At 32.1% G+C, this 13,176-nt stretch carries 9 protein-coding genes; 3 read left to right on the top strand and 6 right to left on the bottom strand.

Features of this window, described 5'->3' with window-relative positions:
- Positions 1-217 precede the first annotated feature (217 nt).
- The 5 genes from cas2 to AAC024_RS11030 form a co-directional block, all read right to left on the bottom strand.
- A complete protein-coding gene (gene cas2 / locus AAC024_RS11050) occupies positions 218-565 on the bottom strand; it encodes a CRISPR-associated endonuclease Cas2 (RefSeq protein WP_339895450.1) in 348 nt (115 codons plus the stop codon).
- Positions 566-597: 32 nt separating this feature from the next.
- Entirely contained in the window at positions 598-1,494 is an 897-nt protein-coding gene (gene cas1, locus AAC024_RS11045) for a type II CRISPR-associated endonuclease Cas1 (RefSeq protein WP_339895449.1), read from the bottom strand.
- Positions 1,495-2,022 (bottom strand): hypothetical protein, encoded by a 528-nt coding sequence (locus tag AAC024_RS11040; protein ID WP_339895448.1) that lies wholly within the window; start codon positions 2,020-2,022, stop codon positions 1,495-1,497. It abuts the gene before it with no gap.
- A 442-nt stretch (positions 2,023-2,464) separates the two neighbouring features.
- A complete protein-coding gene (gene cas9 / locus AAC024_RS11035; protein WP_339895447.1) occupies positions 2,465-6,913 on the bottom strand; it encodes a type II CRISPR RNA-guided endonuclease Cas9 in 4,449 nt (1,482 codons plus the stop codon).
- A 500-nt stretch (positions 6,914-7,413) separates the two neighbouring features.
- The gene (locus AAC024_RS11030) at positions 7,414-8,034 is read right to left on the bottom strand and encodes an L-threonylcarbamoyladenylate synthase (RefSeq protein ID WP_339895446.1); all 621 of its coding nucleotides are present in this window, start codon (positions 8,032-8,034) and stop codon (positions 7,414-7,416) included.
- 372 nt (positions 8,035-8,406) lie between these two features.
- On the opposite strand from AAC024_RS11030, the gene AAC024_RS11025 reads away from it, so the two are divergent.
- The 3 genes from AAC024_RS11025 to AAC024_RS11015 are packed head-to-tail and all read left to right on the top strand — an operon-like array spanning position 8,407 to position 10,664.
- A complete protein-coding gene (locus AAC024_RS11025) occupies positions 8,407-8,691 on the top strand; it encodes a prolyl oligopeptidase family serine peptidase (RefSeq protein WP_339895445.1) in 285 nt (94 codons plus the stop codon).
- A gap of 42 nt (positions 8,692-8,733) precedes the next feature.
- Positions 8,734-9,699: a pepsin/retropepsin-like aspartic protease family protein gene (locus tag AAC024_RS11020; RefSeq protein ID WP_339895444.1), complete on the top strand. Its 966-nt coding sequence runs from the start codon at positions 8,734-8,736 to the stop codon at positions 9,697-9,699.
- On the top strand, positions 9,696-10,664 hold the full coding sequence (locus AAC024_RS11015; RefSeq protein WP_339895443.1) for a glycogen-binding domain-containing protein: 969 nt from the start codon (positions 9,696-9,698) through the stop codon (positions 10,662-10,664). The genes AAC024_RS11020 and AAC024_RS11015 overlap by 4 nt, the downstream gene beginning before the upstream one ends.
- Positions 10,665-10,785: 121 nt before the next feature.
- On the opposite strand, the gene AAC024_RS11010 is transcribed toward AAC024_RS11015, so the two are convergent.
- The gene (locus AAC024_RS11010; protein ID WP_339895442.1) at positions 10,786-13,125 is read right to left on the bottom strand and encodes a UvrD-helicase domain-containing protein; all 2,340 of its coding nucleotides are present in this window, start codon (positions 13,123-13,125) and stop codon (positions 10,786-10,788) included.
- Positions 13,126-13,176 lie beyond the last annotated feature (51 nt).

Below are 13,176 nucleotides of genomic sequence, written 5' to 3'. Positions count from 1 at the left end.
GTTGTGAATTGCTTTCAGAATTGTATTTTTACTTAGCATTCGCAGTATATCAAGACTTAATAAATTGATATACTGCTCGTTAAGTGATTTATTAGGATGTATAATTTAAAGCTTTTAAGAAGGTCTCGACTGCGCTCGACCTGACATTTTATTTTCTAACTTTTTTTAAAATGAGATGCGAATCTCCCGAAGCCTCAGAACAGCATGACAGTTTAAGTTAAAACAGTTCTAGTTGTTGCGAAGGTGTTTCCAATGTCGCAGGTTTTTGTCCGTGAAACAGTTGCATCATCCCAAATTGTTTATCGGTTATTTGCATCACCCCTACCTTTCCAAATTCTGGCAAACTTTTTTTAACGCGTTTGGTATGCACTTCGGCATTTTCCCTACTGGCACAAAAGCGCATATAAATACTAAACTGGAACATACTAAAACCATCATCCAGCAAGTTTTTTCTAAACTTGGTTGCTCGTTTTCGATCCGTTCTCGTTTCGGTCGGTAAATCAAAAAACACTAACACCCACATACTTCTATATTGGTTTAATCTTGAAAATCTATCATTTTCCATAGTGTCACATCGAGCTTAGTCAAGAGGTCTTTTTAAACAAACTCTGGATATAAAACCTTTCTGCTTATTCCTGTAAAACATTCATATAAACTATTGGTTGTTCTACTCATAGCGACCATTAAAGGACTTTTGTTACCATCAATAATCACATCCATTACAGGTAATTGCAATAAACCAGTTTTTAATGAAGTTGTCAATTCTTTATAAGGCTCATCAGACTGTACAATATCATTTACCAACACATCCACAAAAACCCTATAAGGCTCCATGATATCATCTGCCAAACAAAAGGCATTATACTTATTACGATGAAAAATACCCACTGAAGGCAACATGCCACTACTTACCAAGGCACGAGCTGTAATACCCCGTAAAATTGCATAGCCATAATTCAGTAAGTTATTCGGAGCATCTCCATGCTGTCCGCGTTTAAAATCGTCTATACCAAAAATATGTTGCCAGTAATATACCGCTGCCCTACTTTCATGGTTTTCAGTATCACCACTCTTTACTTCATTTGCCCACTTATGCATTTTTCGTGCTGGAATATCACGGATATCCATAAAACATGCTTGATTGCTTATTTTCGCACTTATGGTTTGTTGCCACAAGTTTTTTTGTAAGGGTACGCTAGCGTTTAATTGATACCTAATACGTTCGGTCTGTTCGCTATGTCCCACTAAAGGTTGTAATAAACTAATGGGCAAATGATAACTATCACAACTTATAATGGCAGCTTTGTTTTGTATCAGTTTTGCCAATAACCCATTACTGATGGTAATTTGCTGATTTTCAAGAACCAACATACCAATATCCTCAATAGGCACGGTTTTGGTCAATGTGCTATCATCAGGGTAATTGACCACCAACTGCTTATTCTTGGTACTTAAATAGGCTGGATTCACGAAAAATAGAGTGCGTTTTATCATTTATGCCTGTTTTATAATTCTATCTCTCTCAATATCAATATCGCCACCTTCATAGCCACACATACCCATACGAGGGGAATTAACAACTGGCATTGCTGCGTAATCATCAAAATCCTCACATTGCTTTGCATGCGCTTCAGCACAAGTGTCACAAAATTGGGATTCCTCCTCATAATAGCATACGGTACAGATTTGCGTTGCGGGTTTTTTGCCGCATGCACTACACATAACCACTAAAGGTTCATTTCGGGATAGAAGAACAATCTTTTGGTCTGCCTTAACTGGATATACAGACATTGCTGTCACTTGAAGCGCCGTGGTACTGCCAAAATCATACTCATATTCCAAGGTTAGTTTTTCTTCAAAAACATCTTTGGCTTTCCTGCTCATAGGCACCTCTCCCTTTCCTTCTTCCATCATTTTCTCATAGGCCCTTGTTTTACCTTTTTCAAACAATTCTTGTGCCTCAAAGAAGTCCCACATCCCACCATATTGCGGTCGGTTTTTGGGATTTGTAAAAGAACTCATGTGCCCACAACATTCCAGCCAGATGCTTCTTAGGAAAAAATCGAGGTCATCCATTTCTGCTTCCCCGTCTATCCATAACGAGAGAAAATAGGGCGTACTACCCCAAGATTTTTTTGTTTCTACTTTTAACAAAAACGATTTTCCAGGACGTTCCCCTATTACCTTTTGTTCCAAGTGCTTTTGCAAATGCCTGTTGATTCCTGCCTTTGTATATAGTTTGCTGCAAAAGAGGCATTGGCCTTCTGATTTTAGTTTTTCTGACATGGTTTATTGGTTTTTAAGTGTTTTTAATATATGTTTTTTGTGTTGCTTACTATTTTATATTGTAAATCACTTTTTATTTGTCATTTAGGGAAATTGATTTTTTTGATCTAATTGCTACTAAATGCTCTTTTTGGTTATTTGGTGGTTTTGGTTACAAAAAAAAATAGCGTGCGGTTTATCATTTCACAACATTTATAATATTACCCAATCTATCAACTTTTAGTTTCCAGCATCTATCAGAGACTTTTAAAGTATTATCACACATTGTTGTTTGATATTTATTTTGACTTCCCAATTCTCCAAATTTAGTTTTTGCATCATATTGCTTTATTAGACTAGAAATATCATTTCTAATAAAATAACATTCAACTCCTGAAGTCTTTACCATTCTATATATACTTTCTAAATTAATTTTAGTTAAATCATTAAAATCAACCAAAGAAGGGTTTTCCATTTCTTCATCAGTTGGCACATAAACCAAATCATTAGGAGACAATGAAAATAAAAATCGCCCTTTAGTATTGTTAATTGGCACAGGTGTGCGTTCATCTTTAGTTAGATTTGCTACTTGTTTTTGATGTTCAATAACTTCATTTAAAGGTATTGTTTCATATACTCGTTTTTGCCGCTTTTCATCCCAATAGATAGCAAAAAACAAGTTAGTCCCTTTCGCTGCTTCAACATACTTATCTTTTTTATTTCCAGAATAACCGACTTTAAATCTGCTTCCAATTTCATATAATCTTACTTTGTAAATAGGCTGGTGGTTTTTACCATTGTTTAAAACCTTAATGTTCTTATTTAATTCTTCTAAACCATCAGAATTAAATGCTAAATCAAATTGTTCTTTCCCTTTATCATCTAAATAATTTTTTAAATGACTTTTTAATATGCCTTGAATACTAGCATCTGTTATTTTTTCAAGATGTTTTATGGTTTTTATTTCCGATAAAGAAACTCTTGAAGCAGTTGCTATTTTCCCTCTTGGAGTAGAAATATTTAATTTTCCAGACACTGTTTCTTTATGCATAGGCTTCCTAATTGCCCAACTATCTCCTTTAGTTTGTTTTACCAATTCCTTTTTAAGCTGTCCATCTTTTTTAATCCATTGCAATGTTTTATTATTGGTTTTATTAATTACTCTTGTATTCTGCTTAAAACTAACAATGGTTTTTTCTAAAAAGGATTTTGTTTCTGTTGTGAAATTAGTCCAAGGATGTTGAAAATATTTTGTGTAATGGTTGTCTTCATTCTTAATTAATAATGAATCTCTTAACCCATAATTTTTATTTTCAGCATTTAGAGCATTTAAATAATTAATGTGCTTTTTGGTACAACAAGCGATTACCAAAGCATCTAATGCGTGGTGCCTATGGTCTATTCGTTTTTTTGAAAATCCTTTAGAAACCTCATCAGGAACTTGTATTCTAAAAGCATTAATTTTCTCATCCCAAAACCCAAAATCATTAGTTTTAGTCATGTTATTTAATCTCTTAAATCTTAATGCAACCAACTCATTCCATTTATCATTTAATCCCCAATCCTGTTTGAGTTTTGCGGTAACAGAGCCTGTTACAGGAACAATATGCTTAGAAGTGGCTTCTTGTTCATTTTCTTCTCTAACCAAATTACCCAATAAGCTCTTTATTAGCTTACTAATGTATCTGCTATCATTTAATTGGCGATTAATAAAGCCTTCAGGGATTTCTTTACTTAATAATTTTTTAAGTTTACCCTTGTTTTTTTTGAAATATTGATTGCAATGCTGTTCGTATTGTTCCAAAGTATAGACATCAACCGTTTTCCCCTCTCCTAAAGACACTTTTTCCGTACCATGATTTTTAATAAACTCATAGGCAGTTTGGTTGTCTTTTAATTGATTCACCTCACTTTCACAAATTATTTTATTACTTAAAGAATTATCAAAATAACGAGATTGAGGAATGATATGCTCTATTTGATAGTCTGTAGTAAACAGTTTACTCATAGGAATAATTTTTCCAGTATACGGAGAAATATAACCTTGTTCTAACCATAGTTTATATTTTACTATTTCAGATTTTGTAGGCGAACTATTCTTTCTTATTTTTTCAATAGTATCATCAATTACATCTAAGCTTTGGTAAATACCTTCCTCATAAATTTTTAGAATTTCTTGCTGATTTGGAGAATATGGCTTAACTTCTTTAACACCCTCATTTTGTAATTCCTTTAAAATTTCTTTTAATCTGTGATTTGTGTTTTCGTTTTGTGTACCCCTTTCCGTTAATGCTTTACGCTTACTGGCAGGGTTTTTCATTTCTCTTCCTAATTCTACATGAATTTCACTAAAAAAATCTTCTTGTCCTTGTCCATAATGTTGCCAAATATCCCTTACCGTTCTTAGGGTTTCAGTAACTACTTGTTCTACAATTGGGTTTCGCAAGCTATGTTGTTTAAATTCTTCTAAATATTTAGTTATATCATCTGGAGATTTCCAGTGCGCAATGTTATTTGATTCTGAATGACGATTATAAACTAAATAACAGGCTTGATATGTATTAAGACCTTTTATAGGGTTTTTTTCTTTAAAATCTAAAAAGCTTTTTAGTAATTGTTTTGGGATGTCATCATCTGTAATATTTTCGTCTATCTTTTCGTTATTAAAATCAATATCTTTTAATCGTTCAATTATATCAAAAGCTCTATTTTTAATTTCTGGTTTGATAATCATCTCATCCCAATATTTACCCATTCGCATTAATGGCAACAACTTTTTAATGGCTTTTTCAGAATAAGAACCGTAATCATTTTTAAATGGCGGGTGTCTTTTGAAATTTTCCACAAATGAAACTACATCTATATTATTTTTGATGGCAAAATTTTCAATAGCTTTCTCATACTGATTTTTATCTTTAACAGAATAGATAATGTGCCATAACTTAAGTTCAATTTCTGGAGTTAAGAATGTATCCAAATCAAGATTTTTAACTTTTTTTAATCGAGACACAAATTGTGATTTAGTTTCATTAGATGGATATTTTTTATCTTCCACATAATTCCAACGATAGTTGTTTTTTTTGCTTTTCTCTATTTGCTTTCTATCAACAAAAAACTGAATGATTTGTTTCTGTTCAATCTCTTTTTTTGTATTTAAAAAATCAAACAATTCCACACAATCTTCTTCAGTACTTAATAGATTACTTGTTATATCTTGATCTATTAAATTTCCATTTTCATCTTCTTTTTGATAAATTTTGAAATTCTTTAAAAACTGCCATAACCTAAATTCTTGAAACAAAGGATGCGATTTAGAAATAGCTTTTAAAGGTTCTTTATGCCAAATTTCTTTTTCATGATTAGTTACTTTGTCAACAATCTGTTTTTTAAATGTTCTGGTTTCATATTGACATCCAGAAATGGTAGATTTTTTACTTTTTAAGGGTCTTTGGTAAAAGATAATATCTTCCGTAAACAAATACTCAAAACCTTTATTTTTAATATTGTGTTGATGTGCTTCGTTTCTTGGATATAATTCTTGAATACACCGTTTATATAATTCTTCATCGCGTAATTCAGGATGGTGTTTTATTTGTTCTTTTAAAATTTCAATAAATTCTTCCTTATAGAACTTTCTTTCAATAGTTTTTACAAGTTTTCCTCGTATTTTTTGAGTTGGGTTTTCTAGAAGTGTTTCATAAATGTATTGCCCAACTGTTTTCTTTGAGTTTTCAATATCTTGCTCCGTTTTCTTTTTAATAGCAATCCAATCTTTTTCTGAATCTACAGCTCTAAAACTTCTTTTAACGTTGCCCTCTTTGTCTTGTTTTAAAGAGCCGTCCTTTTCTTTATTGGTCGTTACTATAAACTCTTTGTTCTTTCCGACCCAATTATTCAATGGCTCTTTACTTTGTCTTCTATAAACCCAATCATTTTCTAAAATAACATTATACCAAGTGCCTTTTGCGTTTTTGTCTTCAGTTTCTTGGACATCTATTACTTTTAAAGAATAAAATTCTTCTATTTTATTTTCATCAACTTCATCTTCACCTCTTAGTTGATAATACCCTCTTTTTTGATTAAAGTTGAGAATAATCCACGCTAGTTCTTCTTTTAAAACTTTTTTAGACAAGGCTTTTTTACGTAAATAGTAGAGTGTCCAATCATAAGGTATTTTGGTTTCAACACCATTTTCTCTTTCATAAAATAGTTGAGGTTGACTTTGTTTAAACTCTTTTACCATTTCTTTAAAAGAATCTTTAAAAATAAACTCATGGTTTCCAAGTTCATTTTTACGATAATTAAGTTTTACTTCAATATTGTCTTTAAACTGACCAAGTTTTTTTTCAAAATCAATTGATTTGGAATAATGTTCTGGTAAAAAATCTAGAACTTGTAAAACGCGATGCAATCGTTCTCTTCTCAATAAATTACGCTGAATTAACCTTCTAACACCTCTATAACCTGTTCTTTCTGCTGTTTGGGATATTGAAACACCTGAATCAAATTTCCCTAGTACATCTTGACTCATTGGGATAATTCTACTACCTAAACCGTTTATTTTGCCTTCTTTTTTTTCAAAATCAGATTCAATCAACGCCCATCCAATCGAGTTCGTCCCTAAATCGAGTCCTAGTATTTTTTTCATTTAATATATTTTTATCTAAGTTAAATTTTTATCAAAAACTCTATTACGTAAATCCGTAATTAGATTATTATTTTTTTATTATATTTGAATACAATTCTAAAAGCAATTCACAATAAGGATTATTCCGTTGTGAAAACATTTAAAGTGGTATAGTTAATTCTATATCACTTTCTTTTTTTTAAATGTTGCACGAACTCCTGTTTATCAAAAATAAAACCGTGAGCTAAAACATTCAAAGCAGTTCTTACGAATCGCTTTTTTTATTCAAAAAATTATCTGCTATTATAATAGCCTTAAATGGAGAACTTAAAAGTAGGAAAAATATAAGTAATTTCCTTGTTTAATACGGAAAAGACTGTAATTTAAAATGAGTTTAATTTAATGATTTGCAATGTCCTATTTCAGTAAGTCAAACAAAAGAATACAAGTTATAAATCAATTTCATGAGATTGCTCCTTTTACTGCTTTACAATGACAATTTCAACTAACAGTTTACTAACCTAAAACAGTTCCAAACTCCCCTTACCAACTCTAACAACCACAGGTTCATCTTCAGATAAATCAATCACCGTTGAGGGTTCATTATCGCCATAACCACCATCAATAACTAAATCCACCAAGTTATCCCACTTTTCTAAAATTAATTCGGGGTCTGTAGTATATTCTAAAACTTCATCTTCATCATGGATAGATGTTGATATGATTGGATTTCCAAGTAGCTTTACAATTTCTAAAGCAATATTATTATCTGGCACTCTAATACCAACAGTCTTTCTTTTTTTAAATGGATTTGGCAATGATTTTGAACCAGGTAAAATAAACGTATAAGGCCCAGGAAGTGCCCGTTTTAATATTTTAAAAACTGACGTATCAATTTGTTTCACGTAATCACTCAAATTACTCAAATCGCTACAAACAAAAGAAAAATTAGCTTTTTCCAACTTAATGCCTTTAATTCTAGCTACCTTTTCTAAGGCTTTTAGGTTTGTAATATCACATCCCAAACCATAAACGGTATCGGTTGGATAAATGATAAGACCACCTTTTTTTAAGACCGCAACCACCTTGTTAATCTCTCTAGGATTAGGGTTTTCCTCATAAATTCTTAAAAACTCCGCCATAATTTTTATATTGTCATCACGTTACTAAGTAAATATATTTCTATTTTATGAAATGAACATACCTAAAAAAAATTATTTCAGGTATTTTATTTAATTTGGGAATGACTTTTAACAAAATAAAAGCTACAAATTGGCTGATATAAACCATCTGCATTACCTAATGCAATTGAATGACATCACTACAGCAATTAATCACCTAAAGAATAAACTATTTCTGAAAATATTGGTTTTATGGGCTTAGTGCTGGCGCTCATTTATCACTTTTATGGAGTTGTGATTTTGATACCGATAGAAAAGTGAATATGGTTTGCAGTATTGTTGACCCCTACTAATTTAACAGATCCTGCATACTTAAATAACGCGAGCCTTTTAATGCAACCTCTTTTAGATTTATTTGGACAAGCCCACAGGTTTTTTCTTGAAGAAGTTACTCCATTTCATCAAGTAAAAATAGCTTCTCCTCCAACTATTTTATTTTATGGCGGACAAGACTATTTAATCCCAACCAGTCAAGGTATAGATATGCGAGATAAACTAGAAAGTTTAGGAGTTACACATCAATTTAATTTATATCCTGATTCTGGTCATGGTTTGGGTGTTTTGGAAATTATTGATACCTGGACTAAACTTAAAGTTTTCATAAATACTCATCTTTAACATAAATTTGTAACATTTCATTCTTAAATTAGTCTTAGTAATATGCTAAGGCGTCTCATTTTTATATCATTTTTGGCTTTAAATATCAACTTTGTTTATGCAAATGATGATATAAAAAATCCTATACTCTTTTCACAAGCCGAAGTTTTAAACGAATACACAACTAGAATTCCTTTCAAATTAGTAGACCACTTAATAGTTGTAAAAGCAGAAATTTTAAATAAAAAAGGAAACTTCATCATTGATACTGGTTCAGAAACTCTTATTTTAAATAAAGTCCATTTTTCAAATGTATTTAACTATCAAAAAAAGCAAGAAGCATCTTCAGGAATTATGCATTCGGTTGAGAACTCTTATGAGAAACACATTAAGGAATTCAAACTTCAAAACTTCAAATTAGAAAATAGAAATTCTGACGTTATTGATTTATCACACATTGAAAAAAGCAAAAAAATTAAGCTTTTAGGGGTTATTGGCTATAGTATTTTAAAAGAATATGAAATCTTTGTTGATATGCATCTTAACCAAATTACGCTTACCAAAGTGGATGATTTTGGAGATAAATTAGATAAGCACGTATATTTGGAAAAAATTGTAGATAGTTTAGATTTCAAGCTAAAACATCATACAATTGTTGTAAAAGGAACCATAAACAATCATACAGTAAGACTAGGAATTGATACTGCGGCGGAGTTCAATCAAATAAATAAGAGTATCAATAAAAAGGCTTTAAAGTATTTTATTCCTAAAAAAAGATTGCGCTTAACAGGTATAGGGAAGAGAAAAATAGAAGTTTTGGCAGGAAAATTGCACCGTGTTAAATTAAGCGAAACCACCTATTTTGGCCCGATGCTTACTGTGCTGACTAATTTAAGTAAAATGAATGAAGCCTTTGGTACTAATCTAGATGGTATTTTGGGTTATGAGTTTTTTGCTCAAAAAAGAACCATTATCAATTATCAAAAAGAAAAGTTATATTTCATAAATTATCCTTTAAACCATCAGTGAAAAAAACAACCTTACATATCATCTATTTTATTATTGCTTTTGTAAGTTTTAATGCCTTTTCTCAAAAAGATGAGTTTAAGGGTTATAAAATTGAAGGTGATAGTGTTGTGTTTACATTTGATGCCAGAGATTATAAAAAATTCACACAAGAATATACAGGACAAATCCACGATTTTCAAGATTTGGATATTGAGAATGTGGTCGTTTCAGGAGAATTCAACAAGTGGTCTGTTGACCATTGGAAAATGAAACAAGTTGATACATACACCTATGAATTAAGAAAAAGCATCTCCGATTTTACTGATGAGTTTTCTTGGGAGTTCAAATTTGTTATCAATAATTCATTTTGGGCTGAACCTTCTAAAAATGATCCAAATACTGCTAAAGCCACAAAAAACGGAAGACGAATTCGCGGTGTATATAACCTAAAGATGTATACAGCTTTCCCAAGTGATAAAGGAAATGCTAACTTTAAACTAAAAGGTTTTAAAGACGCTAAAGAAGTTATTCTTGCAGGATCTTTTAATAAATGGAATGAAACCCTTTTTAGAATGAATAAAACGGTAACGGGTTGGGAATTAACACTTCAAATGAAACCAGACGTTTATCAATACCGTTATATTGTTGATGGTAAATGGATGGAAGACCCAGGCAACCCGTATAAAACTAAAAATGAATATTCAGAATATAATTCGGTTATAAACATAAAAGAATACACTGCTTTCAAATTAAGAGGTTATACAAATGCTGAAAAAGTAGTGCTTACGGGTTCGTTTAATAACTGGAATGAAGATGAATTTAAAATGCGTAAAATGGATTATGGTTGGAAATACGTTATACCCTTATCTGGCGGAAAGCATCACTACAAATTTATTGTAGATGGTGAATGGATAACCGATCCGAATAATAGTGTAAAAGAACATGATGGTGAAGGTCATGTTAATTCGGTATGTATGGTGAAGTAGTTTTTTCTAACTTTGAGACAAAGCAGTATTTCTCGTAAAGATATAAAAACACCAAGTTAAAATGGACACATCTGTAAACTGAGACTGACACTGAGACTGAGACTGAGACTGAGACTGAAAACTACCCCACAACCTCCAACTTAGCAAAACGCAACAACAACTTTTTAATACCGCCATGCTGAAAATTAATCTCAGCTTTAATATCTGCACCTGCTCCTTCTATTTTCATGACTTCACCTGTTCCAAAACGAATATGTTTTACAATATTCCCAACAGCCAATTTGCTATCGAATAAATTGGTGTTTCCATTGGTTTTGGCAACGGGCTTTAAGTTTTTAGGTCTTGTAACTTGAAAGTTTTCTGGTTCTTTTTTAGTAGTACTCCCTTTTTTAAATGTAGGTTGTTTTGCTGGTTTATATCTGATTTTATTGGGTGTGGGCTCAACATCACCAAATATATCTGCACTAAGCATCGGATTAAAACGACGCTCTTCAATTGGTGTAACAATATCTAAATATTGTTCATCAATTTCTTCAATAAAACGGCTAGGTTCAGAATCTATAAGCTTTCCCCAGCGATATCTAGATAATGCGTAAGTTAAATAGGCTTGCTTTTCAGCACGTGTTAATGCCACATAAAACAGGCGTCGCTCCTCCTCTAGTTCGCTACGTGTATTCATACTCATAGCACTCGGAAAAAGGTCTTCTTCAAGTCCCACCACAAACACCGTAGGGAACTCTAATCCTTTGGCTAAATGTATGGTCATTAACGCCACATGGTCTGGATCTCCTTTATCGGCATCGATATCGGTTGCTAAAGCCACATCTTCTAAAAATTCAGCTAAACTACCTGTCGTATCAGCAATTTCTTTTTGTCCTTCAACAAAGTCTTTCATACCATTTAAAAGCTCTTCAATATTTTCCATTTTAGCAACACCTTCTGGCGTGCCATCTTTATTGAATTCTTTTATTATATGGGTAGTTCTGGTAACATGTTCTGCCAATTCAAAAACATCGGCAGTTTGATTTAACACTTGAAAGCTTTCTATAAGCGTCACAAAATTTTGAAGTTTGGTTCTAGTACCAGAGTTAATCTTAACATCGGTTTTATCAATGTTTTTCATCACTTCAAAAATGGTTCGTCCATAACCATTTGCTGATACAATCAATTTATCTACTGTAGTTTGTCCGATGCCACGAGGCGGAAAATTAATAATCCGTTTAAGTGCTTCCTCATCAGCAGGATTAATAATTAAGCGTAAATAAGACAATACATCTTTAATTTCTTTCCGCTGATAAAACGATAAACCGCCGTAAATTCTATAAGGAATATCGCGCTTTCGTAATGCATCCTCAATGGAGCGTGATTGCGCATTGGTTCTATACAAAATAGCAAAATCACTATTCATTAACTGATCTTGCATTTTATTTTCCCAAATCGTACTAGCAACAAAACGTCCCTCATCGCCATCTGTTAGAGACCTGTTAACTTTTATTTTTGCACCTTCATCATTGGCTGTCCAAACAATCTTATCAAGCTTTGTTTGGTTTTTATCAATAATAGAATTCGCTGCATTTACAATGTTTTTTGTGGAACGGTAATTTTGCTCCAATCGAAAGACTTTAACATCATCATAATCCTTCTGAAAATTCAAAATATTATTAATGTTTGCACCACGGAAGGCGTAAATACTTTGCGCATCATCACCAACTACACAAATATTTTGAAACTTATCTGATAAGGCTCTAACAATTAAATATTGTGAGTGGTTTGTATCTTGATACTCATCAACTAAAATATACCTAAAGCGGTTTTGGTATTTAGCCAAAACTTCTGGAAAACGAGTGAGTAATTCATTGGTTTTTAGCAATAAATCATCAAAATCCATAGCGCCAGCTTTAAAACAACGCTCAACATATTCTTTATAAATATCGCCCATTCTAGGGCGTCGTGCCATAGCATCCGCTTCCTTAAGTTCTGGATTTTGAAAATAAGCACGCACTGTAATCAAACTATTTTTATAAGACGAAATTCTTGAGCGTACCTGCTTGTATTTATAAATATCTTTATCAAGTTGCATTTCCTTGATAATGGAAGCAATTAATCTATCAGAATCCTGTGTGTCATAAATTGTAAAATTACTCGGGTATCCAATTTTATCAGCTTCAATACGCAAAATTTTAGCAAATACAGAGTGAAACGTTCCCATCCATAAATTCTTAGCTTCACTAGCACCAACAATACTAGCTATACGCGCTTTCATTTCTTTTGCAGCCTTATTAGTAAACGTAAGCGATAAGATATTAAAAGGGTCAATACCCTTACTCATCATGTAAGCAATTCTATATGTTAACACACGTGTTTTACCAGAACCTGCACCAGCAATAACAATCATAGGACCATCAACCTGAATGGTAGGCTCTAACTGTGCTTCGTTTAACTGGCTTAAATACTTTTCCAAATCATCTTCAATTTTATCACGTGAAAATAACCAATGTTATGCTTTTTTTAC

The sequence above is a fragment of the uncultured Algibacter sp. genome (genome assembly GCF_963976535.1).
Classification (GTDB): Bacteria; Bacteroidota; Bacteroidia; order Flavobacteriales; family Flavobacteriaceae; genus Algibacter_B.
Note: the sequence above shows the minus strand (reverse complement) of the source record. Positions and strands in the feature narration are given on the sequence as shown.

Coding starts and splice junctions, on each gene's coding strand:
- cas2 (WP_339895450.1), bottom strand. CDS start 565: ATGGAAAATGATAGATTTTCAAGATTAAACCAATATAGAAGTATGTGG.
- cas1 (WP_339895449.1), bottom strand. CDS start 1,494: ATGATAAAACGCACTCTATTTTTCGTGAATCCAGCCTATTTAAGTACC.
- AAC024_RS11040 (WP_339895448.1), bottom strand. CDS start 2,022: ATGAGTTCTTTTACAAATCCCAAAAACCGACCGCAATATGGTGGGATG.
- cas9 (WP_339895447.1), bottom strand. CDS start 6,913: ATGAAAAAAATACTAGGACTCGATTTAGGGACGAACTCGATTGGATGG.
- AAC024_RS11030 (WP_339895446.1), bottom strand. CDS start 8,034: ATGGCGGAGTTTTTAAGAATTTATGAGGAAAACCCTAATCCTAGAGAG.
- AAC024_RS11025 (WP_339895445.1), top strand. CDS start 8,407: ATGCAACCTCTTTTAGATTTATTTGGACAAGCCCACAGGTTTTTTCTT.
- AAC024_RS11020 (WP_339895444.1), top strand. CDS start 8,734: ATGCTAAGGCGTCTCATTTTTATATCATTTTTGGCTTTAAATATCAAC.